Annotated in this window: 19 protein-coding genes and 2 tRNA genes; 15 read left to right on the forward strand and 6 right to left on the reverse strand. The window is 54.6% G+C overall.

From position 1 onward, the window contains the following. Positions 1-22: 22 nt before the first annotated feature. A complete protein-coding gene (locus AC07WB_RS02420; protein WP_494939979.1) occupies positions 23-3,934 on the reverse strand; it encodes an enterobactin synthase subunit F in 3,912 nt (1,303 codons plus the stop codon). Further along, entirely contained in the window at positions 3,919-5,148 is a 1,230-nt protein-coding gene (fes, locus tag AC07WB_RS02425) for an enterochelin esterase (protein ID WP_494939980.1), read from the reverse strand. Before fes ends, AC07WB_RS02420 begins: the two co-directional genes overlap by 16 nt. A gap of 256 nt (positions 5,149-5,404) precedes the next feature. On the opposite strand from fes, the gene AC07WB_RS02430 reads away from it, so the two are divergent. Beyond that, complete coding sequence (locus tag AC07WB_RS02430) at positions 5,405-7,675, forward strand: TonB-dependent siderophore receptor (protein WP_097095092.1); 2,271 nt, start codon at positions 5,405-5,407, stop codon at positions 7,673-7,675. A 6-nt stretch (positions 7,676-7,681) separates the two neighbouring features. On the opposite strand, the gene pmrB is transcribed toward AC07WB_RS02430, so the two are convergent. Genes pmrB through dacB form a run of 3 tightly spaced genes read right to left on the reverse strand, consistent with a single transcriptional unit; the run spans position 7,682 to position 10,835 of the window. Then, the gene (pmrB, locus tag AC07WB_RS02435; RefSeq protein WP_494939981.1) at positions 7,682-8,743 is read right to left on the reverse strand and encodes a two-component system sensor histidine kinase PmrB; all 1,062 of its coding nucleotides are present in this window, start codon (positions 8,741-8,743) and stop codon (positions 7,682-7,684) included. After that, the gene (gene pmrA, locus AC07WB_RS02440) at positions 8,740-9,402 is read right to left on the reverse strand and encodes a two-component system response regulator PmrA (protein WP_400458101.1); all 663 of its coding nucleotides are present in this window, start codon (positions 9,400-9,402) and stop codon (positions 8,740-8,742) included. Before pmrA ends, pmrB begins: the two co-directional genes overlap by 4 nt. Beyond that, positions 9,402-10,835: a serine-type D-Ala-D-Ala carboxypeptidase gene (gene dacB, locus AC07WB_RS02445; RefSeq protein ID WP_097097602.1), complete on the reverse strand. Its 1,434-nt coding sequence runs from the start codon at positions 10,833-10,835 to the stop codon at positions 9,402-9,404. Before dacB ends, pmrA begins: the two co-directional genes overlap by 1 nt. A gap of 246 nt (positions 10,836-11,081) precedes the next feature. Between dacB and greA the strand changes: the two genes are divergently transcribed. Beyond that, on the forward strand, positions 11,082-11,558 hold the full coding sequence (greA, locus tag AC07WB_RS02450) for a transcription elongation factor GreA (protein WP_008104312.1): 477 nt from the start codon (positions 11,082-11,084) through the stop codon (positions 11,556-11,558). Between the two features lie 126 nt (positions 11,559-11,684). On the opposite strand, the gene yhbY is transcribed toward greA, so the two are convergent. After that, positions 11,685-11,978, reverse strand: coding sequence for a ribosome assembly RNA-binding protein YhbY (gene yhbY, locus AC07WB_RS02455; protein WP_007886683.1), 294 nt, complete (start codon positions 11,976-11,978; stop codon positions 11,685-11,687). 125 nt (positions 11,979-12,103) lie between these two features. Between yhbY and rlmE the strand changes: the two genes are divergently transcribed. The 13 genes from rlmE to rpsO all read left to right on the forward strand — a co-directional run bounded on the left by rlmE (position 12,104) and on the right by rpsO (position 24,649). Then, on the forward strand, positions 12,104-12,733 hold the full coding sequence (rlmE, locus tag AC07WB_RS02460; RefSeq protein ID WP_007886684.1) for a 23S rRNA (uridine(2552)-2'-O)-methyltransferase RlmE: 630 nt from the start codon (positions 12,104-12,106) through the stop codon (positions 12,731-12,733). A 175-nt stretch (positions 12,734-12,908) separates the two neighbouring features. Next, the gene (ftsH, locus tag AC07WB_RS02465) at positions 12,909-14,816 is read left to right on the forward strand and encodes an ATP-dependent zinc metalloprotease FtsH (RefSeq protein ID WP_097095089.1); all 1,908 of its coding nucleotides are present in this window, start codon (positions 12,909-12,911) and stop codon (positions 14,814-14,816) included. A 130-nt stretch (positions 14,817-14,946) separates the two neighbouring features. Beyond that, positions 14,947-15,780, forward strand: a complete 834-nt coding sequence (folP, locus tag AC07WB_RS02470) for a dihydropteroate synthase (RefSeq protein ID WP_494939982.1) — start codon at positions 14,947-14,949, stop codon at positions 15,778-15,780. Between the two features lie 4 nt (positions 15,781-15,784). Next, on the forward strand, positions 15,785-17,119 hold the full coding sequence (glmM, locus tag AC07WB_RS02475; protein ID WP_097095087.1) for a phosphoglucosamine mutase: 1,335 nt from the start codon (positions 15,785-15,787) through the stop codon (positions 17,117-17,119). A 217-nt stretch (positions 17,120-17,336) separates the two neighbouring features. Beyond that, the gene (gene secG, locus AC07WB_RS02480; RefSeq protein ID WP_097095086.1) at positions 17,337-17,672 is read left to right on the forward strand and encodes a preprotein translocase subunit SecG; all 336 of its coding nucleotides are present in this window, start codon (positions 17,337-17,339) and stop codon (positions 17,670-17,672) included. 49 nt (positions 17,673-17,721) lie between these two features. Next, a tRNA-Leu gene (locus tag AC07WB_RS02485) sits at positions 17,722-17,808 on the forward strand. A 59-nt stretch (positions 17,809-17,867) separates the two neighbouring features. Then, a tRNA-Met gene (locus tag AC07WB_RS02490) sits at positions 17,868-17,944 on the forward strand. A 212-nt stretch (positions 17,945-18,156) separates the two neighbouring features. Then, the gene (gene rimP, locus AC07WB_RS02495; RefSeq protein WP_036620302.1) at positions 18,157-18,609 is read left to right on the forward strand and encodes a ribosome maturation factor RimP; all 453 of its coding nucleotides are present in this window, start codon (positions 18,157-18,159) and stop codon (positions 18,607-18,609) included. A gap of 24 nt (positions 18,610-18,633) precedes the next feature. Then, positions 18,634-20,121, forward strand: coding sequence for a transcription termination factor NusA (gene nusA / locus AC07WB_RS02500; protein ID WP_345827359.1), 1,488 nt, complete (start codon positions 18,634-18,636; stop codon positions 20,119-20,121). 17 nt (positions 20,122-20,138) lie between these two features. Then, the gene (infB, locus tag AC07WB_RS02505) at positions 20,139-22,829 is read left to right on the forward strand and encodes a translation initiation factor IF-2 (RefSeq protein ID WP_097095084.1); all 2,691 of its coding nucleotides are present in this window, start codon (positions 20,139-20,141) and stop codon (positions 22,827-22,829) included. A gap of 65 nt (positions 22,830-22,894) precedes the next feature. Continuing rightward, positions 22,895-23,302: a 30S ribosome-binding factor RbfA gene (gene rbfA / locus AC07WB_RS02510; protein ID WP_007886693.1), complete on the forward strand. Its 408-nt coding sequence runs from the start codon at positions 22,895-22,897 to the stop codon at positions 23,300-23,302. Further along, positions 23,302-24,246 (forward strand): tRNA pseudouridine(55) synthase TruB, encoded by a 945-nt coding sequence (truB, locus tag AC07WB_RS02515; protein WP_494939983.1) that lies wholly within the window; start codon positions 23,302-23,304, stop codon positions 24,244-24,246. Before rbfA ends, truB begins: the two co-directional genes overlap by 1 nt. Before the next feature lie 133 nt (positions 24,247-24,379). After that, positions 24,380-24,649 carry a 30S ribosomal protein S15 gene (gene rpsO / locus AC07WB_RS02520; protein WP_036620269.1) on the forward strand — a complete coding sequence of 90 codons (270 nt, stop codon included), beginning with the start codon at positions 24,380-24,382 and terminating at the stop codon, positions 24,647-24,649. The last annotated feature ends 82 nt before the right edge of the window (positions 24,650-24,731 follow it).

The following is a 24,731-nucleotide window of genomic DNA, read 5'->3' on the forward strand; positions in this document are numbered from 1 at the left end:
TTCATGGCGACCTGGTTTGCATCTAACCCAGCAACCGATGCAACAGTGGCCCAATCTGCTCAAACATCTGCGGTGAAATGATCTCGACATGGGCACAATCCATGGGCCATACGTCCAGCTCACTCACATACGGTGCCCAGGCGCGGCGCGCATCCTGCCCTGGCTGCTGGGTTTGTTCGGCGAGGAACAGCGTGGCGCGGCCGTTAAACCGTGCACTGCGCGCGGTGGCCAGCAGGCGCACTGAACTGGCGTAATTGGCTTCGATGGTATCGAACATCGCGCGCATCTCTTCACCGGCCTGATGGCGCTGCGCAGCGATAAACTGCTCGCGCTCGCGATTCACCTCTTCCAATACCGCCGGATCCAGCACGTTCTCGCCGCGCCTCTCATCCCAGTTCTGGGTTTCCGGCGGCCAGGTATCCAGCAAGCCGAGGAAGGCCACTTCTTCGCCCGCCGCTTCCAGCCGTGCGGCAATGCCTTGCGCCAGCGTACCGCCGAGCGAATAGCCGAGGAAATAGTAAGGCCCGTGCGGCTGTACTTCGCGCAGGGTTTGCAGATGTGCGTCGCACACGTCGTCCAGATGTGCGCTTTGGTTCAGCGGGCTATCGATATCCGGCGACTGGATGCCGATCAGCGACCAGCGCGGGTCGAGATAGCGTTGCAGGATGCTGAACTGCCAGGCAAAACCGGAGGCAGGATGGAAACACAACAGCGTAGGTCCGTGACTCTTACGCAGCGGCAGCACCGCTTCGAAACCGGCCTGCTGATGGGATTGCGCATCGCTAAGCAGCGTAGCCAGCTTCTCCACCGTCGAGGCCACCATAATTTGCCCCACCGAGATCGGCAGTTGCAGCTCGCGGCGCAGTCTGGCGGCTAAGCGCATCGCCAACAGCGAATGACCGCCAAGGGCGAAGAAATCATCCTGCGCGCTGATGGCATCGCGTGCCAGCAGCTGGCAGAAGGCATCTGCCAGAGTAGTTTCCAGACCCGCGTGTGGGGCTCGTCCCACGCGGGTCGTGGCGGATTCAGGCAGCGGCAGCGCTTTGCGATCCAGTTTACCGTTGCTGCTGAGCGGGAAGGCATCAAGCTGCACAATGGCTACGGGCACCATATGCGCCGGCAAGCGCTGCGCCAGCGCCTGACGCAGTGCTTCGCCATCCACCGGCTGCGCGGCAATCACGTAACCGACCAGCTGACGTGCATCACCCTGCGCCGCCGCATCGCCCAGCACCACGGCATGCGTTACCGCTTGCTCAATGCCTGGCTGCGCGCTCATCACATGATCAATTTCGTTCAGTTCGATACGTTGACCGCGAATCTTCAGCTGATCGTCGCTGCGGCCAAGATATTCCACCGCGCCGTTATCCAGCCAGCGCGCCACGTCACCGGTGAGGTACATGCGCTCACCGGGGCTGAAGGGATCGGCAATAAAACGGCTGGCGGTGAGATCGGGACGGCCCAAATAGCCGTGCGCCAGCTGCACGCCGGTTAAATAGAGATCGCCTGCCACGCCCGGCGGCACCGGTTGCATGCGGGCATCAAGAATGCGCAGGCCGGTATTCCACACCGGGAAACCAATCGGCACGCTGGCCCCTTCGACGGCGGCCAATGCATCACCAAACGCCGGATACCAGCTGACATCCACCGCAGCTTCGGTTGGACCATACAGATTGTGCAGCGGCACCCGCGTCAGCTTTTCCCATTCGCGTGATAAATCAGTCGGCAGCGCCTCACCGCTGCAGAACACGTTGCGCAGGCTGGCGCAGCAGGTAATTGCCTGTTGATCATCAAGGGCCGCGACAAAGGCCGCCAGCATCGAGGGTACGAAATGCGTAGTGGTGACTTTGTAGCGGGCAAACAGTTGCTGCAGCGCTTCAGGATCGCGATGCGCCTCGGGCGGCGCCATCACTAGCTGCGCGCCGACCAGCAGCGGCCAGAAGAATTCCCACACGGAAACGTCAAAGCTGCTCGGGGTTTTTTGTAAAACTACATCATCTGCTTGCAGCGGATAGCGATCCTGCATCCACAGCAGGCGATTGACGATGGCTTCATGGCCCACCAGCACGCCTTTAGGACGGCCGGTAGAACCCGAGGTGTAAATGATGTAGGCGCCATCCTGCGGCGTCGGTGCGCTGGCCGGTTGCGGCGCAGTTGGCGTGCTATACAGCGCATCAAAATGCAGCTGGTTTACCTGGGCGATAGTGCTAAAGCGCGCACTGAGCGCCGCGCAGGTGATCAGGGTTTTCGGCGCGGCGTCTTCCAGCATCAGCTGCAGGCGCTCGTCCGGATAGCCGGTATCGAGCGGTAAATACGCGGCGCCAAGCGCAACAATCGCCTGCAACGCCAGCGACAGCTGCACCGAGCGCGGCAGCGCTACCGCGACAATATCGCCACGCTGTACGCCTGCGGCGGTCAAATCCGCGGCCAGCGCAAACACCTGCTGCTGCATTTGGCGATAGCTCAGCTGATGCTGCGCATCGGCGAGCGCCGGGGCATCCGGCGTGCGTGCTGCCTGCTGCGCCAACAGCGAGGCCAGCGTTTCTGCCGGCAGCGGATGGGCGGTTTGGTTAATCGCGGCAATCTGCGCGTGCTCTTCGGCGGTGAGCAGATCGAGTTCACCACACGGTCGCTGCGGCTGCTTAGCCAGCTGATCCAGCAGCAGGGCGAAGCGGCTGGCATGGCGCTGCAAGGTCTGCTCGCTGTAGCGCTCGGCGTTAGCCAGCAGTTCAAGGGTTAATTCACCCTGCTCGCTGATATAGATGGCGATCTCCAGATCGCGTACCGGCCCGGATGCCAGCTGATGGGTGATGCCTTCTACGCCAGCGAAATCGAGCTGGTAATCAAACATCTTCAGGTTGATCACCGGACCGTACAGTGGATCGCCATCGCCGAGACGACCCAGATCGCGCTGCACCTGTTCGGCGTCATAGCGCTGATGACGACGCATCTTTTTCACTTCGCCCGCCAGCTGCGCGGCGAGGGTGCTCAGTGGCTGGGTGGGATCGTAATGTACCGCCATCGGCAACACGTTGATCACCGGCCCGGTGGCACACAAGGCGGCAGAACCAATACGACGCATAAAGATGAAGCCGGCGGCAAAGTCGTTTTGGCCGCTGAGACGTGCCAGCCACAGCGCAACGAGGGCAAAAGCCAGATCGGCGGCGCTGGAGTGCGGGTGCTGCTGCACCAGCGTTTGAAAGGTGCTGCGCTCCAGCGTCACGCTGTGGCGCAGTAGATCGGTGCTGGCGGTTTGTCCGGCGAGCGGCAGCGGTGAGAGTGAAGCCGGTGACGGCAGCGCCGCGCCTTTTTCGCGCCAGAACTGGCCGTCACGCGCAAAGGAGGAGGATTCGCGGTAACGCTGATACTCGTCGACCACTTCACTAAACGGGATAAACGGCGTGGGCTCAGCAGGCTGCTGACGCACTGCTGCGCTGTAAAGATTGGCGATGCGGCGGGTCAGCGCGGTGAAGCTGAAGCCATCCACCACCAAATGGTGATAGCGCTGATACCAGAACCAGTGGCGATCGCCAAGTTGGAAAAGAGTGTGATGCCACAGTTTTGCGCCGCTTAACACGCGCAGATCGCCATTCATATCGTCGCGCATCAGCCTGCGTGCTGTGGCGACGGCATCGGCCTCGCCGCGCAGATCGATAATCTGCGGCGGACTAAATTCTTGTGGCTGCAGCCACTGCAACGCTTCGCCTTCCACTTCGCCAAATGCCATGTTTAGCGTATCGGCTTCCTGCATGCCCACGACAATTGACTGGGCCAGTAAGGCGCTATCAATGTCACCGCGCAGCTCAACAAAGTGCGCTACTGCATAAGCGTTGTGGTGTGGTGACAGCTGATCGGCAATCCAGATACCGGGCTGTGCCGCGACTAACGGCAAGGTTTGGTGGTCAATCATAGATTTATTCATCAGAGATTCGGACATGGATGCTCCGGTTGGTTCAACAGGGCTTGTAAGCCACTTAGCAGGCCACCGCGCCAGCAGAGCGCATCGTGGCCGCCTTCCACCGGCTGGTAATGCACCTGATAACCGGCGGCGTGAAGTTGCTGTTGTAGCTGTTGATTAGCTTGCAGAATTAAGCCTTCGCGCTTGCCTGCTTCCAGCCAGAAGCGCAGCGGTTGGCGCGGTGCAAGGCCGCGATCGAGTTCTTGCAGCAACCAGCCGTGGGGGTTGCCGCGCTCTGGCCACCAGAAGGAGCCGGAAAGGCTGAGCGCATTGCCAAAGGTTTCCGGCCAGTGCAGCGCGGCGAATACCGACGCGAGGCCGCCAAAACTTTGTCCGGCCACAATGGTGCTTGCCGCCTGTTGGCGATAAGGCACTGAGTGTGCCACCTGCGGCAACAGTTCTTGCTGGATGGCTTGCCAGAATTGCGGGTTGCACGGCAACTCCCGGCTGCGGTGATCGCGATCGATGATGTCGATAAACAGATACACCGCGGGCGGCAACGCGCCGTTATCGGTGAGCTGCTGTAGCGGCCCGGCAATCGGCATGCTGTGCGCCCAGAACTGGCCATCAAGCAAGATCGCCAGTGGACGCTGCTCAGGAGTCGCATCGCCGGTGGTGTAAATCCACACGGGGCGGCTGTTGCCTAATAGCGCGCTATCCCATTGCAGCTGCTGCAGTTTTAGGGTGGGCGCCGTGCCGTTATCCAGCGCCTGCCACACCTGTTGATCCGGTGCCTGCGGGAGATGCAGCGGTGATACGCCCATGCCGCGTCCGCCCGACCAGCCACGCAAGTTGTTCAGCGGATCGGCCTGCGCCGTGGGAAATTTATCGCGCCACCAGCTGCGCAACGCATGCATGTCGGCCACGCCCGTGAAGTCGGTGGCCTGCTCATCGGGCATCAAACAATAACTACCGCGCCAGTTGGCGGGAAGCTCGGTTTGCCAGTACCACACGTTGGTTCCTGCCACACGCATCAACGATTGCGGTGGGCGACGCTGGTGGTGATCGGTGACACCCGTGATGTTGATCCACACGCGCTGGATGGAGGATTGAGTCTCGTCACCTTGCGGGTCGCGCCAGAAGAAAGTGACCCGACAGTGGCCATCATCGGCTAACTCAATACGGGGAATGCCTTGGGATTGTTGCGCCTGCCACCAGGCTGCGCTGCCGGTTACATCATTTCGCCAGGTCATAGGGCTGCCAGTCGGTGTTTACGCGGAGAGGGAGATAAGTTTGATGAATAATACTATTGATAATAATTTGCATTTGCAATAGGGTGGCTGCGCTCAAAAAAGAGCACGCTCGTTCCGCCTGACTCTTTCCATTTGGCAAGGTGATGCAAAGGAAGGGTTGGAGGGGCTGGATCCGGGCGCGTTAGGAACAGGGATCTTCTCACCGGCTCGCCACGCAAGCCTCAGGGTTTTTGCTGGCAATCCAGGAACGCATAAAATGAAAAATTACTCACGGTTATCATTAGCCATTCTGATTGAACTGGGGCTCAGCGCCTCACTGCTCTCCAGCGGTGCCTGGGCAGCGGACACTTCTTCCAGCAATACCTCTGTAAGCAGTACCGACGCCCAATCCATGGACGGCGGTACCTTAATGGTTACCGCGCAGCAGCAAAACCTGCAGGCGCCGGGGGTTTCAACTATCACCGCCGACGAAATTAAAAAACACCCGCCTGCGCGCGATGTCTCCGAGATCATCCGTACCATGCCGGGCGTGAATCTCACCGGTAACTCCACCAGCGGCCAGCGCGGTAACAATCGCCAGATCGATATTCGCGGCATGGGTCCGGAAAACACCCTGATCATGGTGGATGGCATGCCGATTACCAGCCGTAACTCGGTGCGCCTTGGCTGGCGTGGCGAGCGTGATACGCGCGGTGATACCAATTGGGTGCCACCGGAGATGATCGATCATATCGATGTGATTCGCGGACCGGCAGCAGTGCGTTACGGCAACGGCGCGGCGGGCGGTGTGGTGAATATCATCACCAAAAAACAGACCGATCAGCAGTGGCACGGTTCCTGGAACACCTATTACAACGTGCCAGAACACAAAGCGGAAGGCGCCACCAAACGCACTAACTTCAGTCTGGAAGGGCCGCTGGGTGATGATTTCAACTTCCGCTTGTACGGCGGTTTAGCCAAAACTCAGGCCGATGCCTATGACATCAACGAGGGGCATGCGGCGGCGCGCACCGGTTCATACGCGGGCAGTTATCCGGCCGGGCGTGAAGGCTCGGTGAATAAAGATATTAATGCCTTACTGAGCTGGGCATTTGCGCCAATGCAAACGCTGGAGTGGCAGGCTGGCTACAGCCGCCAGGGCAACCTGTATGCTGGCGACACGCAGAACACCAACACCAGTGCGCTGGTGAAAAGCCTGTACGGTGATGAAACTAACCGCCTGTATCGGCAAAATGTCTCGCTGAAGTGGACGGGCGCATGGGATAACGGCGTCAGCACCAATACCTATGCGCGTTACGAGAAGACCCGCAACTCGCGCATCAATGAAGGTTTAGCGGGCGGCACTGAGGGCATCTTCTCGAATAGCGGTTTTAACACTATTCAGCTGGACGATGTGCTGCTGCATAGCGAAGTGAGTATTCCGTTTGAACTGCTGTTCAATCAAACCGCGACGCTGGGTACTGAATGGAACCAGCAGCGCATGAAAGATGGCTCCTCTAACACCCAGGCAGCGAGCTACGGCGCGGTGCCTGGCATCGATAACACTGGCCGCAGCCCGTATTCACAGGCAGAGATTTTTTCACTGTTTGCTGAAGACAACATGGAGTTGACCGACAGCACCATGCTGACGCCAAGTCTGCGTTTCGACCATCACTCGATAGTTGGCAACAACTGGAGCCCGTCGCTTAACCTGTCGCAAGGTTTAGGGGATGACTTCACCCTGAAGATGGGGATAGGGCGTGCGTATAAAGCGCCGAGCCTGTATCAGACCAACCCTAACTATCTGCTGTACAGCAATGGCCAAGGTTGCGCGGCCAGCACCGGCGCTTGTTATCTGCAGGGGAATAACGACCTGAAAGCGGAAAACAGCATCAACAAAGAGATTGGTCTTGAGTGGAAACATGAAGGATATCAGGCCGGTTTAACCTGGTTCCGCAACGATTACCGCAACAAGATCGAAGCCGGTTACTCGCCAGTGGGCAAAGCCTCTAATGGCACCACCGATATCTATAAGTGGGAAAATGTACCGAAAGCGGTGGTGGAAGGGCTGGAAGGTACTGTCAACGTGCCGTTTTCGGACAGCGTAACGTGGAACAACAACTTCACTTATATGCTGCAAAGTAAGAACAAAGAGACCGGCGATCGCTTATCGGTGATTCCGGAGTACACGCTAAACTCGACGCTGAGCTGGCAGGCAATGCAGGATCTGTCGCTGCAGACCACGCTGACCTGGTACGGTACCCAGACGCCGAAGAAATATGACTACAAAGGCAATACCTCAACCGGTAGCGCCACTGATACGGTGAGCCCTTATTCGATTATCGGCATGAGCGGCACCTACGATATCAATAAGTACGCCAGCGTCACGCTGGGTATCGATAACCTGTTCGATAAGCGTCACTACCGTGAAGGGAATGCGCAAACCACCGGCAATGCCACGACGAACTCGTATCTGTATGGCGCGGGGGCGAATACCTACAATGAATCAGGTCGTACTTATTATGTGAGTCTGAATACTCACTTCTGATGGCGTTCAGCCAATCAGTTGCAATGGCAAATAGCAGCGGGCAATCAGTCCGCTGCTATCCTCACGATTAATCAGTTCCAATCTGCCGCGGTGCATCTGCACGATACGCAGCACAATATTAAGACCAAGCCCGCTACCGCCGTAACGCTGATCGCGACGACGAAACGCCTGCGTCAGCTCTTCTGCGGCCGTCGCATCAATACCCGGCCCCTGATCCCACACTTCGATAATCACCTGCTGCCTGTCCTGCCGCATTTTTACCGTCACTTCGCTACCTTCCGGGCTGTAACGTGAGGCGTTTTCCAGCAAATTACGTAGCATCAGGCGCAGCAGCATCGGTTCCCCTTGCTGCTGTAGATCATCGCTCTGTGGCCAATGCAGGATTTGCTGCCGCTGGTGGTAAAGTTCGGCCATTTCCGGCCGCAGCGGGTGCATGATCTCTTTTTGCCACAGTACCTGCTGATAGTGACCCCCTGCCAATGCCTGTCCGGCGCGTGACAGCATGAGCAGCTGTTCTACGGTGTGCATCAGCTGATCGATACGTTCAATCAGCATCTCGCTTTGCGGCACGTTCTGCTGATGCAGGAGCTCAAGGTGCAGCCGCAATCCTGCCAGCGGCGTACGCAGCTCGTGCGCCGCATCGGCGGTGAATAATCGTTCCTGCTGCAGCGTGTGATCCAGACGCGAAAAGAGTTGGTTAATCGACGACGTTACCGCCACAATCTCATCCATTTCTGAATAGATCGGTAAAGGAGAGAGATTATCCGCCGAGCGATGCGCGAGACTATCTTGTAGCGACTTGAGCGGGCGAATGATCCAGTTAATCGCCCAAAATGACAGCAGCAGAGTAAGGCCTACCATCACTAAAGAGGGCAGTAGCAGCGACGCAATGGCTTCGCGAATCTCATTTTCCACGCGATCGTTACGCGCTTGTGCGGAAAGGGTTTCGTTAACTAAAAAGCTGATTTGTTCGCGGCTTTCATGCCACAGCCAGATGGCGCTCATCACCTGACAGGTGAGGAGGATCAGCGCCAGCATGATTAATAACCGCTGACGCATGCTGTTCATTCGCGGATTTCCAGGCGGTAACCTACGCCGCGCACGGTTTTGATGCGATCTTTCCCGAGCTTGCGACGCAGATTGTGAATGTGAACTTCGAGGGTGTTGGAGCCGGGATCGTCATTCCAGCTGTAGAGATCTTGCTGCAGCGTTTCGCGGTGGACGTTTTGTCCCACTCGCATCAGTAAGCGCGTCAGCAGTGCGAACTCTTTGGGCGTGATCTCCAGCGGAAGATTTTCCAGCAGAACCTGCTGCGAACTGAGATTCAGCGTCAGATCGCCCTGTTGCAGCAGGTTATCGCTGTGGCCCTGATAGCGGCGAATTAATGCCCTTACGCGGGCTTGTAACTCAACCAGCGCAAACGGCTTCACCAGATAATCATCGGCGCCGGCATCCAGGCCATCCACGCGATCCTCCAGCGCATCGCGCGCCGTGAGGATCAGCACGGGTACCGCGATGCCGTCGCGGCGCCACTGGCGTAGCAAGGAAGCGCCATCGCGATCCGGTAAGCCAAGATCGAGCACGATCAGGCTGTACTGACCGCTGCGCAGCAGTGCATTACTTTCGGCAGCTGTACTGGCGCAGTCGATGGCGTAACCTTGCGCGCTGAGCGCTTGCGCCAGGCCCGACTGCAGCAGCGTATCATCTTCGACAATGAGCAGTTTCATCAGTTATTTTTGTTGATATCCGAGTAGAGGCGACTCTCAAAACGTACCAATGGAATACGGCGCGTTTTCTGATCTTCCGGCGGAACCGCATAGCCGGAGAGATACTGGACAAACGCCACGCGCGCACCGCTTGAGGTGGTAATGAATCCAGCCAGATTATAGACGCCCTGCAGTGAACCGGTTTTTGCCGACACTTTACCATCCAGTCCTGCTTCATGCAGACCGCCGCGATATTGCAGGGTGCCGTCATAACCCGCCAGCGGCAGCATCGAAATATAATTCAGCGTCGAATCGTTTTTCGCAATGTATTGCAGCACTTGCATCATGGTATCTGGCGCGATCAGGTCATGACGCGACAGTCCGGAACCATCAACCTGAATGCTGTTGCCGAGATCAACGCCGGCTTTTTCCCGCAGGATTCGGCGTACGGCATCCGAGCCCGCGCGGAATGTACCCGGCACGTTGAAATAGTGATGGCCGATGGTGCGGAATACGGTATCGGCAATCATGTTGTCCGACTTTTTCAGCATGGTGTGCAGCAGTGTATGCAGCGGCGCCGATTGCGTTGACGCCAGCACGCTGCCCGGTGAGGTCACTTGTGATTGACGCACTAAATGGCCGCTGTAATCGATATCGGCAGCGCGCAGCTCAGCTTTGAGGATCTCACCGGCCCACGCGGCGCCATCCTGCACGGCAAACGCCAGCGGCAGCGGTTCAGCACGTTGACGCATGCAGCCGGTTAGGGTGTAGCGATTAAGTTCGCCGGGCACCACATCCAGCTCGCAATATTGTCCGTCACCGCTGTTACGGCCGATGGTGCGCACCTGACTGAACATGTGCGCTGGGTAATACGAAGCGATGCGCACAAAGGCATTCTCGCCCGGCGTAGTGGCGCTATAGAGCGAAACTGAGAAACAGTTTTTATCGACAATGGCAGCACCCGGCGGTGCACTAAAGCACTGCGTCAGATCGTTCCACGGCCAGCCTGGGGCCATATCGTGGCTGGCGAACACCGAGGTGTCGATCACCAGATTGCCCTTGATATGGGTGATGCCCTGCTTTTTTAGCGCAGCAACCATATTGCGCAGATCCTGGCGACTTAACGTCGGATCGCCGCCAAAACGTGCGACTAAATCGCCATTGAGCGTGCCATCGTTAACCGCGCCTTTGGTTTCCATGGTGGTCTGGAAACGGAAGTCAGGACCGAGTTCCAGCAGGGCCGCCAGCGCCGTCACCACCTTCATGGTGCTGGCCGGTAATGCCATCTGTTTGCCGTGATAATCGATTATCGGGGTTGATGCGCCCACTTTTTGTACCATCAGCGCCAGGTTTGCGCCGTCTGGCAAATACTGCATGTATTCTTCAACGGGGGCTGCTTGTGCCTGCAGCATAAACGCACAGGTTAATCCGGTAACAAGTCGTGAAAATCGCATAATCTCGCGGTAACTGACGGGTGAAGGCGTCAATACTACGTCCCCAGACGGTGCAAAGTAAACGATGACCCACAGGGAACTCTGGGGTAAAATACGTATCAAAATGCAAAACCGAACCTGACCCGGAAAGCTTTCCGGGTCAGGCTTCTTTTGCTTGTGAAAAGAGGTAACGCGCCGCAGAAGCTGTTTTCTGCTGTCACCGGTCAGGATGACGCCGTTAACCAGGATAGATGACGAGGAGCCAAAATGAATCAGATTCCGATGACGTTGAAAGGCGCTGAGAAGCTGCGCGAAGAGCTGAACGAACTGAAATCCGTGAAGCGTCCGCGCATTATCGCCTCCATCGCCACAGCCCGTGAGCACGGCGATTTGAAAGAGAATGCCGAATACCATGCGGCTCGCGAAGAACAGGGTTTCTGCGAGGGGCGTATTCAAGAGATTGAAGCCAAACTCTCTAATGCGCAGGTCATTGATGTGACCGCCATGCCAAAAACCGGTCGCGTGATTTTTGGCGCTACCGTAACCATCCTGAATGTGGATACGGATGAAGAGTTCACCTACCGCATTGTGGGTGACGATGAAGCTGATTTTAAACAGAACCTGATCTCAGTGAATTCACCGATGGCGCGTGGGTTGGTGGGTAAATCAGCGGACGACGTAGCGATTGTGAAAACCCCCGGCGGAGATGTGGAATATGAAGTGCTAAAGGTGGAATACCTTTAAGCTATTGCTACGCTTTGCAATATGTCGCTGCATTTTGTAAAGAAAGGAAAAAGGCCGCATTGCGGCCTTTTATCACATGCAGGAGCGTGGCACTTTCTTTGCCCGTCGCCGCCTTTAAGGGCATGATTAACGCGGAAGAGTAATTTTGCGCTCTTTTGCAGGGCGATACAGCACCAGCGTGTTGCCGATGACCTGTACGTTGCCTGCTTTTGTTTCACGCACGATAGCGTCAACGATCAGCTGCTTGGTTTCACGATCTTCCGAGGCAATTTTTACCTTGATCAATTCGTGATGCTCGAGCGCCAGTTCGATTTCGGCGAGCACGCCTTCAGTAAGGCCGTTACCGCCCAGCATGACAACCGGCTTAAGCGGATGGGCAAGGCCTTTCAGGTGCTGTTTTTGTTTGGTACTCAGATTCATCGTATTTTTTGCTTACTCAGGGATTGAAAACGGTTCATTCTACCGCCATCTCGAGTATATCGCCAAATCAACGCGACCATTGCGTGCTGATTTATCGCTACGATGACGATTTAATTGGAAAAATTATGACGGGTAAAAAGCGTTCGGCCAGCTCCAGTCGCTGGCTTCAGGAACACTTTAGCGATAAATATGTGCTGCAGGCACAGAAAAAAGGGTTACGTTCGCGTGCCTGGTTTAAACTTGAGGAAATACAGCAGGGTGACAAGATTTTCAAACCCGGCATGACGGTGGTTGATCTGGGTGCAGCACCCGGCGGTTGGTCGCAATATGTGGTTCAGCTTATCGGATCAAGTGGTCGTATCATCGCCTGCGATCTGTTACCAATGGACCCGATAGTTGGCGTTGATTTTTTGCAGGGCGATTTTCGCGATGAAGCGGTGCTTAACGCTTTGCTGGAGCGCGTAGGCGACCAAAAGGTGCAAGTGGTCATGTCAGACATGGCACCCAATATGAGCGGTACACCTGCGGTTGATATTCCACGTTCGATGTATTTGGTAGAATTGGCGCTGGAAATGTGTCGGGATATTCTGGCGCCGGGCGGCAGTTTTGTAGTGAAAGTGTTTCAGGGAGATGGCTTCGATGAATACCTGCGGGAAATTCGCTCCCTGTTTACGAAAGTGAAAATTCGTAAGCCGGACGCTTCGCGACTTCGTTCGCGCGAAGTGTACATTGTGGCGACGGGGCGCAAACTTTAGCCTGAATTGCCGGAATCAAAGTAAGACGACCAATGCGTTTATTCTGATGTCTAATTCTGAGTTTCAGGGTAAACAAGTAAAATCATCCGCACTGCGATTCCAGGTATGAAGGATCTATAGTACCCTACGCTGTCTGTTAACATCGTTGTAATATGAGGTTAATCCCTTGAGTGACATGGCGAAAAACCTGATTCTCTGGTTAGTCATCGCGGTTGTGCTGATGTCTGTATTCCAGAGCTTTGGGCCCAGCGAGTCGAATGGCCGTAGGGTTGATTATTCAACTTTCCTATCGGAAGTGAACCAAGATCAGGTCCGCGAGGCACGAATTAACGGGCGTGAGATTAACGTTGTCAAAAAAGACAGCAATAAATACACCACCTATATCCCCGTCAACGATCCTAAGTTACTCGATAATCTGTTGACCAAAAACGTCAAAGTGGTTGGCGAGCCGCCAGAAGAACCAAGCCTGCTGGCTTCAATCTTCATTTCCTGGTTCCCAATGCTGCTGTTGATTGGCGTGTGGATCTTCTTTATGCGGCAGATGCAGGGCGGCGGCGGCAAGGGCGCGATGTCCTTCGGCAAGAGCAAAGCCCGCATGTTGACCGAAGATCAGATCAAAACCACGTTCGCTGACGTGGCCGGTTGTGATGAGGCCAAAGAAGAAGTTGGTGAGCTGGTTGAGTATTTGCGTGAGCCGAGCCGTTTCCAGAAACTGGGCGGTAAAATCCCGAAAGGCGTTTTGATGGTCGGTCCTCCGGGTACCGGTAAAACGCTGCTGGCGAAAGCGATTGCTGGCGAAGCGAAAGTCCCATTCTTCACTATCTCCGGTTCTGACTTCGTTGAAATGTTTGTCGGTGTTGGTGCATCTCGTGTGCGTGACATGTTCGAGCAAGCGAAGAAAGCGGCACCGTGCATCATCTTTATCGATGAAATCGATGCGGTTGGCCGTCAACGTGGCGCCGGTTTAGGCGGTGGTCACGATGAACGTGAGCAAACGCTGAACCAGATGCTGGTTGAGATGGATGGCTTTGAAGGTAATGAAGGCATCATTGTGATCGCGGCAACTAACCGTCCAGACGTTCTTGACCCAGCGCTGCTGCGTCCAGGTCGCTTTGACCGTCAGGTTGTGGTTGGCCTGCCAGATGTTCGGGGTCGTGAGCAGATTCTGAAAGTGCATATGCGTCGTGTGCCACTGGCTACCGATATGGATGCATCCGTTATTGCACGTGGTACGCCGGGCTTCTCCGGTGCGGATTTGGCTAACCTGGTCAACGAAGCGGCGCTGTTTGCTGCTCGCGGTAATAAGCGTGTTGTTTCGATGGTTGAGTTTGAAAAAGCCAAAGACAAAATCATGATGGGTGCGGAACGTCGTTCCATGGTGATGACCGAAGAGCAGAAAGAATCGACGGCTTACCATGAAGCGGGTCACGCGATTGTGGGTACTCTGGTTCCGGGTTACGATCCGGTGCACAAAGTGACAATTATTCCGCGTGGTCGTGCGCTCGGCGTTGCCTTCTTCTTACCTGTGGGTGATGAGATCAGCGCTAACCGTCAGAAGCTGGAAAGCCGTATTTCTGTGGCTTACGGTGGACGTCTGGCGGAAGAGATCATTTATGGCCCGGACTATGTTTCGACGGGTGCTTCCTCTGACATTAAAATGGCGACCAGCGTAGCACGCAACATGGTTACGCAGTGGGGCTTCTCCGAGAAGCTGGGTCCGTTGCTCTACGCTGAAGAAGAGGGCGAAGTGTTCCTCGGCCGTTCAGTGGCGAAAGCAAAACACATGTCAGATGAAACGGCGCGTATTATCGATCAGGAAGTTAAACACCTTATCGATACGAACTATCAGCGTGCTCGCCGCATCCTGAACGAAAACATGGACATCCTTCACGCGATGAAAGACGCGCTGATGAAGTATGAGACCATTGATGCACCACAAATCAGCGATCTGATGGCACGCCGTGAAGTGCGTCCACCTGCAGGTTGGGAAGAGGCTAAAGTCGCCGTTGGTAACGGCGACTCAACCCAGGCTCCTCGCCCTGTAGATGACCCGAAAACGCCGGGTTCAGACAAGATTATGTGATAGCAATCTGGCGGGATGTTAACTCTACCGCTGGATTTGCAGCCCGCACTGCTTGTTATAATGCAAACCCCGGCATGTCCGGGGTTTTTTCATTGTGGGATTCAGTGATTTCCCAAAGGAGATTTTCACCATGAAGTTGTTCGCTCGTGATTCCCATCTCGATCTCTCTTTTCCCCATGTGATGGGTATTTTAAATGTCACGCCGGACTCTTTCTCAGATGGTGGCACTCACAACACTTTGGTGGATGCGTTAACGCATACCAATGAGATGGTGAATGCCGGTGCCACCATTATTGACGTTGGTGGTGAATCGACGCGTCCCGGGGCTGATGAAGTTAGCGTGGAAGAAGAGCTGGAACGTGTGATTCCCGTAGTGGAAGCCATCGCTCAGCGCTTTGAGGTGTGGATCTCCGTGGATACTTCAAAGGCTGAAGTCATCCGTGAGGCAGAGCGAGTAGGTGCTCACATCATCAATGATATTCGTTCCTTATCTGAACCGGGCGCATTGGCTGCGGCTGCCGAATCGGCGTTGCCGGTATGTCTGATGCACATGCAAGGTGAGCCACGCACCATGCAGCAAGCACCGGAGTATCAAGATATTGTCAGCGAAGTGGACGCTTACTTCGCTGCGCAGATTGCGCGCTGTGAAGCGGCCGGAATAAAAAAAGAGAATCTGCTGCTCGATCCAGGCTTCGGATTCGGTAAGAATCTCAGCCACAACTATGAACTGCTGGCGCATCTGAGCCATTTCCACCATTACGGTTTACCGCTGTTGGTAGGAATGTCGCGTAAATCGATGGTTGGACAGCTATTAAATGTTGGCCCGGCGCAACGCCTGACCGGCAGCCTAAGCTGTGCGGTGATCGCCGCTATGCAAGGGGCACAAATTATTCGCGTACATGATGTGAAAGAGACGGTCGAAGCGATGCGCGTCGTCGAAGCGACACGAAGAGCAAAAGGATAAAGGCATGAGTAATCGTAAATATTTCGGTACAGATGGTATTCGCGGCAAAGTCGGTGAAGCGCCGATTACCCCTGATTTTGTCCTCAAGCTGGGCTGGGCGGCGGGCAAAGTGCTGGCGCGCCAGGGATCTCGCAAAGTATTGATTGGTAAAGATACGCGTATTTCAGGCTATATGCTGGAATCGGCGCTGGAAGCGGGTCTAGCCGCCGCCGGATTATCTGCGGCCTTTACCGGGCCAATGCCAACGCCGGCCATCGCTTACCTGACGCGTACTTTCCGTGCCGAAGCGGGCATTGTGATTTCAGCGTCGCATAATCCGTTTGATGATAACGGCATTAAATTCTTCTCGGCTGAAGGCACCAAGCTGCCGGATGAAGTTGAAGAAGCCATTGAGCTGGAGATGGAAAAACCCATCACCTGCGTTGAGTCTGCGGAGCTGGGCCGCGCTAGCCGCATTGTGGATGCTGCAGGCCGTTACATCGAGTTCTGTAAAGGTACCTTCCCGAGCGAATTGAGCCTCAACGGACTCAAGATTGTGGTTGATTGCGCGAATGGCGCGACATACCACATCGCTCCAAACGTGCTGCGCGAACTCGGCGCTACCGTGATTGCTATCGGTACGCAGCCGGATGGTATGAACATCAATAAAGATTGCGGCGCCACCGATTTGCGTCTGCTGCAGCATCGCGTATTGGAAGAAAAAGCCGACCTCGGGCTGGCCTACGATGGCGACGGCGATCGCATCATGATGGTTGACCATTTGGGCCATAAGGTCGACGGTGACCAAATTCTTTACATCATCGCGCGTGAAGGATTGCGCCAGGGCCAGCTGCGTGGCGGTGTGGTCGGAACGTTGATGAGTAATATGGGACTGGAACTGGCGCTGAAACAGCTGGGCATTCCTTTCACCCGTGCGAAAGTCGGTGACCGCTATGTGCTGGAAAAAATGCAGGAGAAAGGCTGGCGTTTAGGCGCTGAAAATTCAGGTCACGTTATTCTGCTGGATAAAACCACCACCGGTGACGGCATTGTAGCAAGTTTGCAAGTACTTACTGCTGTTGTGCGCAACCATATGACTCTGCACGATCTATGCAGCGGCATGAAAATGTTACCGCAGATCCTCGTCAACGTGCGTTTTGCAGGTGAAAACGATCCGTTGGAAAGCGACAGTGTGAAAGCCGTAACCGCTGAAGTTGAAAAAACGCTGGCGGGACGTGGTCGGGTGTTGCTGCGTAAGTCCGGCACTGAACCGTTGATTCGCGTGATGGTGGAGGGCGAAGACGAGGCGCAGGTTAGTGCGCTGGCACACAAAATTGCGGATGCAGTAAAAGCCGTATAAGGCTATTCAGGCGGAAAGATTTTACCTTTTCCGCCTGTAAAATCACCGGGATGGTGCTTTTTTCCGCAATCGAGAGCATTGGTGAAAATTGCACTTGCAGAGGTATGTCCCTTTGGTTAGTATTCACACCCGCTTCTGATGGGTGATGACGAGACGCCCCATCAATATTGGTTGAAGCTTTAACTGTGCAGAAAATGCGCAAGGAAACAGGTTGATTATGTACGAAGCTCTGTTAGTTGTTTTCCTTATTGTAGCGATTGGCCTCGTAGGTTTGATCATGCTGCAGCAAGGCAAAGGCGCTGATATGGGAGCATCATTCGGTGCAGGCGCTTCTGGTACGCTGTTCGGTTCAAACGGGTCTGGCAACTTTATGACTCGCATGACTGCGGTACTGGCTACGCTGTTCTTCATTATCAGTCTGGTTCTTGGCAATCTGAACACGAATAAAACAGCCAAAGGAAGTGAGTGGGATAACCTCACTGCGCCAGCTCAGTCTGAACAGCAGACTCAGCCAGCTAAACCGGCTACGCCGGGCAATGATATCCCGCAGTAAGATCGTCAACGCTGTAGTGCAACAATGTAACGTTGCAGTCTAGTGATGTACCGAGGTGGTGAAATTGGTAGACACGCTACCTTGAGGTGGTAGTGCTCGAAAGGGCTTACGGGTTCAAGTCCCGTCCTCGGTACCAAATCTCAGTATAACTTGCGTTTTTTGCAAGGTCGGCGTATTATTCGCCACGTTTTCGGACGCGGGGTGGAGCAGCCTGGTAGCTCGTCGGGCTCATAACCCGAAGGTCGTCGGTTCAAATCCGGCCCCCGCAACCACTTTCCCTTAGAGTTCTTTTTCAAATATACTGTATGCATCGACGGACGCACTCATCAGTGATTTTGAAAAAAATTCTTTTGGATTGTGCTCCGAAGCCGCTATGCGGCGTACAGGGTCCAGTCACAAAAAGCCCCGAATATTCGGGGTTTTTTGTTATCAGGAAATCGACACACTGGGCTATAGGCCCTTTTTTTATGTCTTGGGGGTGGGCTTGTCCACATTAGAGCAAAAATTGACAGAGTTGATCTCTGCTCCAGTAGAAGCGCTTGGCTACGAATTAGTCGGTATCGAGTTTATTCGTGGTCGCACATCAACCTTGCGCATCTATATTGATAGTGAAGAGGGTATCAATGTTGATGATTGCGCCGATGTTAGCCACCAGGTCAGCGCAGTAATGGATGTGGAAGATCCTATTACCGTGGCTTACAACCTTGAAGTTTCCTCGCCGGGTCTCGAACGTCCTCTTTTCACTGCTGAACACTATGCACGTTTTGCCGGTGACGAGGTGAGCCTGGTACTACGCATGGCCGTACAAAACCGCCGTAAATGGCAGGGAATCATCAAGTCTGTTGAAGGCGAGATGATTACGGTAACCGTTGAGGGTAACGATGAAGTGTTCGCGCTGAGCAACATTCAGAAAGCGAACCTGGTCCCCCACTTTTAAAAGTCCGGATTGAGGCTAACCAGGATGAACAAAGAGATCTTAGCTGTAGTAGAAGCCGTTTCTAACGAAAAAGCCCTGCCGCGTGAGAAAATCTTCGAAGCGCTGGAGAGCGCTTTGGCCACTGCGACCAAAAAGAAGTATGAGCAAGAGATCGAAGTGCGTGTCAGCATTGACCGTCGTAGCGGCGATTTCGACACCTTCCGTCGCTGGCAGATTGTTGAAGAAGTTACGCAGCCGACTCGCGAGATCACGCTGGATGCAGCCCGCTATGAAGACGAAGCGTTCAATCTGGGCGAATATGTTGAAGATCAGATTGAGTCTGTCACCTTCGACCGTATCACTACCCAAACCGCTAAGCAGGTTATCGTACAAAAAGTACGTGAAGCTGAGCGCGCGATGGTGGTTGATCAGTTCCGTCAACACGAAGGCGAAATCATCACTGGCGTGGTGAAGAAGGTGAACCGCGACAATATTTCACTGGATCTTGGCAGCAATGCTGAAGCGGTGATTGTGCGCGAAGACATGCTGCCACGTGAGAACTTCCGTCCAGGCGACCGCATCCGCGGTGTGCTGTACGCCGTTCGCCCTGAAGCGCGTGGTGCTCAGCTGTTCGTGACCCGTTCTAAACCCGAAATGTTGATTGAGTTGTTCCGCATTGAGGTGCCAGAAATTGGCGAAGAAGTTATCGAGATCAAAGCGGCAGCGCGCGATCCGGGTTCACGCGCCAAAATCGCAGTGAAAACCAACGATAAACGTATTGATCCAGTGGGCGCTTGCGTCGGTATGCGCGGTGCGCGCGTGCAGGCGGTTTCGAGCGAGCTGGGTGGCGAGCGTATCGATATTGTACTGTGGGACGACAACCCAGCGCAGTTCGTTATCAACGCTATGGCGCCTGCAGATGTGGCGTCAATTGTGGTGGATGAAGATAATCACACCATGGATATCGCTGTTGAAGCTGGCAATCTGGCTCAGGCGATCGGCCGTAACGGCCAAAACGTGCGTCTGGCTTCCCAGCTGAGCGGTTGGGAACTGAACGTGATGACCGTCGATGATCTGCAGGCGAAGCACCAAGCTGAAGCCCATGCAGCGATCGATATGTTCACCAAACATCTCGACATCGACGAAGAGTTCGCCACCATTCTGGTGGAAGAGGGCTTCTCTTCGCTGGAAGAATTGGCTTATGTGCCAATCAACGAGCTGCTGGAAATCGACGGCCTCGATGAAGAGACCATTGAAGCCCTGCGTGAACGAGCAAAAAATGCGTTAACTACCCTGGCATTAGCGAAAGAAGAGAGCCTTGGTAATCAGGAGCCCGCTGAGGACCTTCTGAATCTTGAGGGCTTGGATCGTGCGCTGGCGTATCGCCTGGCGTCGAAAGGCGTTTGCACGCTGGAAGATCTCGCTGAGCAAGGTGTTGACGATCTGACAGATATTGAAGGGCTGGATGACGAGAAAGCCGGTGCGCTGATTATGGCTGCACGTAATATCTGCTGGTTCGGCGATGACGCGTAATAACAGGAAGGAACAGCATGACAGATGTAACCGTAAAATCGCTGGCCGCCGAAATTCAGACCCCGGTCGATCGCCTGGTACAGCAATTTGCTGATGCAGGGATCCGTAAGTCTGAGAACGATGCGGTGTCACAGCAAGAGAAAGAAACCTTACTGTCTCACCTGAATCGTGAGCACGGTCAGACCGGTTCAAGTAAGCTGACTTTGCAGCGCAAGACGCGCAGCACCTTGAATATTCCCGTCACCGGGGGTAAAAGTAAGTCGGTACAAATCGAAGTCCGCAAAAAACGCACATACGTGAAAGGCGACGCAGAGTCTGAGCAAGCTCAGGCAGAAGCGGAAGCCGAGGCGCAGCGTGAAGCGGAAGAGCAGGCGCGTCGCGAGGCGGAAGAACAAGCTCGTCGCGAAGCTGAACAGAAAGCGCAACGTGAAGCCGAAGATAAAGCCAAGCGCGAAGCCGCTGACAAGGCCAAACGTGAAGCAGCGGAAAAAGAGAAAGTGACTAATCAACCTACCGACGTAGCAGCTAAGGCTGCGCAGTCTGATAAAGCCCGTCGTGAAGCTGAAGCTGCCGAACTGAAACGTAAAGCGGAAGAAGAAGCGCGTCGTAAGCTGGAAGAAGACGCCCGCCGCGTGGCAGAAGAAGCCCGCCGCCTGGCAGAAGAAAAATCAGCCGAATGGGAAAAACCTGAGGAAGAGGACAAAGGCGACTATCACGTCACGACCTCAACTCACGCCCGTCAGGCAGAAGATGAGAACGATCGCCAGGTTGAAGCAGGCCGCGCACGTGCTCGCACCACTAAAGCTGCACGTCCGGTGAAGAAAGGCAACAAGCATTCTGAAGCTAAAACCGATCGTGAAGAAGCGCGCGCTCAGGTTCGTGGCGGCAAAGGTGGTAAACACCGCAAGCCAAGCACCCTGCAGCAAGGCTTCAACAAACCCGCTCAGGCTGTTAACCGCGATGTTGTCATCGGTGAAACCATCACCGTTGCTGAACTGGCCAATAAAATGGCGATCAAAGGTTCACTGGTCATCAAAGCTATGATGAAAATGGGCGCAATGGCGACCATTAACCAGGTTATCGATCAGGAAACGGCTCAGTTAGTCGCGGAAGAAATGGGTCACAAAGTGATCCTGCGCCGTGAGAACGAGCTGGAAGAAGCGGTAATGGACGATCGTGATACCGATGCTGCGCAGGAAAGTCGTGCGCCGGTTGTGACCATCATGGGTCACGTTGACCACGGTAAAACCTCGCTGCTTGACTACATTCGTTCTACGAAAGTCGCGTCAGGCGAAGCGGGTGGTATTACCCAGCATATCGGTGCATATCACGTTGAAACCGATAACGGCATGATCACCTTCCTCGACACCCCTGGTCACGCCGCGTTTACCGCAATGCGTGCACGTGGTGCGCAGGCAACGGATATCGTAATCCTCGTGGTTGCGGCTGATGACGGCGTGATGCCACAGACCATCGAAGCGATCCAGCATGCGAAAGCAGCCGGTGTGCCAGTGGTTGTTGCAGTCAACAAAGTTGATAAGCCTGATTCTGATCCAGACCGCGTTAAGAACGAACTGACCCAATACGGTATTATTCCGGAAGAGTGGGGCGGCGAGAACATGTTCGTTAACGTATCAGCGAAAGCCGGTACCGGTATTGACGATCTGTTGAACGCGATTCTACTGCAGGCCGAAGTGCTGGAACTGTCCGCTATCCGTGAAGGTATGGCGAGCGGCGTGGTGATTGAATCGTTCCTCGATAAAGGTCGTGGTCCGGTTGCAACCGTGCTGGTACGTGAAGGTACGCTGAACAAAGGCGATATCGTGCTGTGTGGCTTTGAATACGGCCGTGTACGTGCGATGCGTGATGAACTGGGTCGTGAAGTCCTGGAAGCGGGTCCATCCATTCCAGTTGAAATCCTCGGTCTGTCCGGTGTGCCGGCAGCGGGTGATGAAGCGACCGTAGTTCGTGATGAGAAGAAAGCGCGTGAAGTTGCACTGTATCGTCAGGGCAAATTCCGTGAAGTTAAGCTGGCGCGTCAGCAGAAGTCTAAGTTGGAGAACATGTTCGCCAACATGACCGAAGGCGAAGTGTCCGAGCTGAACATCGTGCTGAAATCTGACGTACAAGGTTCTGTGGAAGCGATCTCCGATTCCCTGCTGAAACTCTCTACCGACGAAGTGAAGGTGCGGATTATCGGTTCGGGTGTAGGTGGTATCACCGAAACCGACGCGACGCTGGCTGCAGCATCCAACGCGATAATCCTTGGCTTCAACGTACGTGCTGATGCTTCTGCTCGCCGCGTAATTGAAGCTGAGAGCGTCGATCTGCGTTACTACTCCGTGATCTATAATCTGATCGACGAAGTGAAAGCAGCGATGAGCGGTATGTTGGCACCAGAGTACAAACAGCAGATTATCGGTCTGGCTGCTGTACGTGACGTGTTCAAATCACCGAAATTTGGCGCTATCGCGGGCTGTATGGTCACCGAAGGCAACATCAAGCGTCACAACCCAATCCGTGTACTGCGTGACAACGTGGTTATCTATGAAGGCGAACTGGAATCACTGCGTCGCTTCAAAGATGACGTCAACGAAGTTCGTAACGGCATGGAATGTGGTATCGGTGTGAAGAACTACAACGACGTTCGCGTTGGCGATATGATCGAAGTCTTCGAAGTGATTGAAATTAAACGCACCATCGATTGATCATCATTTGATGTGTTGCAATTTGGGAGGCCTCTGGCCTCCCGAATTATTTGGGAGAAAGAATAATGGCAAAAGAATTTGGCCGCCCACAGCGCGTTTCTCAGGAGTTGCAGAAAGAGATTGCAATCATCCTGCAGCGCGAAATTAAAGATCCGCGTCTTGGAATGATGGTGACAGTTTCGGGTGTTGAAGTCTCCCGCGATCTGGCTTATGCCAAGGTGTTTGTGACCTTTTTAAATGACAAAGACGAAGAAGCGGTGCAAAACGGGCTGAAGGCGCTGAAAGAAGCCTCTGGTTATATTCGCACGCTGGTAGGCAAAGCGATGCGTTTACGTATCGTGCCGGAACTGACCTTCTTCTACGACAATTCGCTGATTGAAGGTATGCGCATGTCGAACCTGGTCAGCAATGTTATCAAGAGTGATGTTGAGCGTCGTGGCGATAGCCCGGCGGAAGATGACAAGGAGGACTAATGAGTCGTCCTCGTCGTCGCGGTCGCGACGTCCACGGTGTGTTTCTGCTGGATAAGCATCAAGGCGCATCCTCCAATGATGTACTGCAGAAAGTAAAACGCCTGTTTAATGCGAATAAAGCGGGCCACACCGGCGCGCTTGATCCGCTGGCAACCGGCATGTTGCCGGTATGCCTCGGTGAAGCCACCAAGTTTTCGCAGTATCTGCTCGATTCTGACAAGCGCTATCGTGTCATCGCTCGTCTTGGTGAACGTACCGATACGTCAGATGCCGACGGTAATATTGTTGAAACGCGTGCAATTACGTTCAATCAGACTGAGCTAGATGCTGCGCTGGAGTATTTTCGCGGCGACACCCTGCAGGTGCCGACCATGTTTTCCGCGCTGAAGTATCAGGGACGTAAGTTGTATGAGTACGCGCGCGAAGGCATTACCGTGCCGCGTGAAGCACGTCCGATCAAAGTGTTCGAACTGCAGTTTATTCGCTGGGAAGGGGATGAGCTGGAGCTAGAGATTCATGTCTCTAAAGGCACTTACATCCGTACCATCATTGACGATCTCGGTGAGAAGCTTGGTTGTGGTGCGCATGTGATCATGCTGCGTCGTTTGCAGGTGGCACGTTATCCCATTGAAAGAATGGTGACGCTGGAGCAGCTGCAGGAAGTGGCCGCCACCGTCAACATGGCGGTACCGCCGGATTACAGCGCGCTTGACGCGTTATTGCTACCAATGGATAGCCCGGCTGAAGAGTTCCCAATTGTGAATCTCTTGCCTGCTGTGGCGGCCTATTTCAAGCAAGGAATGCCGGTTCAGGTGGCAGATGCGCCGGAACAAGGCTTGGTGCGCGTGACCGAAGGTGATGAGCACAAATTCATTGGTATGGCCGAAATTGCTGATGACGGGCGCGTGGCGCCGCGTCGTCTGGTGGTAGAATTTCCTGCATAATCAAGCGACTCAAATCTGACGTAACGGCGCATTTGCGTTGCTATCAGGCGAAGAGTAGAATGGCGCGGCTTTAAAAGCGGGCTGCTGAATTAGAGATCGGCACCCATACATTCATTTATTACTGGAGTTTATTATGTCTCTAAGCGTAGAAGCTAAAGCAGAGATCGTTGCTAAATACGGTCGTGGTACCAACGACAGCGGTTCAACTGAAGTTCAGGTTGCTCTGCTGACTGCTCAGATCAATCACCTGCAGGGTCACTTCTCTGAGCACAAGAAAGATCACCACAGCCGTCGCGGTCTGCTGCGCATGGTATCTCAGCGTCGTAAGCTGCTGGACTACCTGAAGCGTAAAGACGTTGCACGTTACACCGGTCTGATCGAAAGCCTGGGTCTGCGTCGCTAAGTCTGAAGAATCTGATCAAGGGTGTAGCGCATCCAGTATGCAAAAAAACGCATCTGACGATCAGATTTGTGCGAGTTTCGCG

Source organism: Pantoea sp. GW821-FHT03E06 (assembly GCF_059420725.1).

Bases quoted from the DNA above. Each gene is read 5' to 3' on its own strand.
- AC07WB_RS02420 (WP_494939979.1), bottom strand. From the start codon at position 3,934: ATGTCCGAATCTCTGATGAATAAATCTATGATTGACCACCAAACCTTG.
- fes (WP_494939980.1), bottom strand. From the start codon at position 5,148: ATGACCTGGCGAAATGATGTAACCGGCAGCGCAGCCTGGTGGCAGGCG.
- AC07WB_RS02430 (WP_097095092.1), top strand. From the start codon at position 5,405: ATGAAAAATTACTCACGGTTATCATTAGCCATTCTGATTGAACTGGGG.
- pmrB (WP_494939981.1), bottom strand. From the start codon at position 8,743: ATGAACAGCATGCGTCAGCGGTTATTAATCATGCTGGCGCTGATCCTC.
- pmrA (WP_400458101.1), bottom strand. From the start codon at position 9,402: ATGAAACTGCTCATTGTCGAAGATGATACGCTGCTGCAGTCGGGCCTG.
- dacB (WP_097097602.1), bottom strand. From the start codon at position 10,835: ATGCGATTTTCACGACTTGTTACCGGATTAACCTGTGCGTTTATGCTG.
- greA (WP_008104312.1), top strand. From the start codon at position 11,082: ATGAATCAGATTCCGATGACGTTGAAAGGCGCTGAGAAGCTGCGCGAA.
- yhbY (WP_007886683.1), bottom strand. From the start codon at position 11,978: ATGAATCTGAGTACCAAACAAAAACAGCACCTGAAAGGCCTTGCCCAT.
- rlmE (WP_007886684.1), top strand. From the start codon at position 12,104: ATGACGGGTAAAAAGCGTTCGGCCAGCTCCAGTCGCTGGCTTCAGGAA.
- ftsH (WP_097095089.1), top strand. From the start codon at position 12,909: ATGGCGAAAAACCTGATTCTCTGGTTAGTCATCGCGGTTGTGCTGATG.
- folP (WP_494939982.1), top strand. From the start codon at position 14,947: ATGAAGTTGTTCGCTCGTGATTCCCATCTCGATCTCTCTTTTCCCCAT.
- glmM (WP_097095087.1), top strand. From the start codon at position 15,785: ATGAGTAATCGTAAATATTTCGGTACAGATGGTATTCGCGGCAAAGTC.
- secG (WP_097095086.1), top strand. From the start codon at position 17,337: ATGTACGAAGCTCTGTTAGTTGTTTTCCTTATTGTAGCGATTGGCCTC.
- nusA (WP_345827359.1), top strand. From the start codon at position 18,634: ATGAACAAAGAGATCTTAGCTGTAGTAGAAGCCGTTTCTAACGAAAAA.
- infB (WP_097095084.1), top strand. From the start codon at position 20,139: ATGACAGATGTAACCGTAAAATCGCTGGCCGCCGAAATTCAGACCCCG.
- rbfA (WP_007886693.1), top strand. From the start codon at position 22,895: ATGGCAAAAGAATTTGGCCGCCCACAGCGCGTTTCTCAGGAGTTGCAG.
- truB (WP_494939983.1), top strand. From the start codon at position 23,302: ATGAGTCGTCCTCGTCGTCGCGGTCGCGACGTCCACGGTGTGTTTCTG.
- rpsO (WP_036620269.1), top strand. From the start codon at position 24,380: ATGTCTCTAAGCGTAGAAGCTAAAGCAGAGATCGTTGCTAAATACGGT.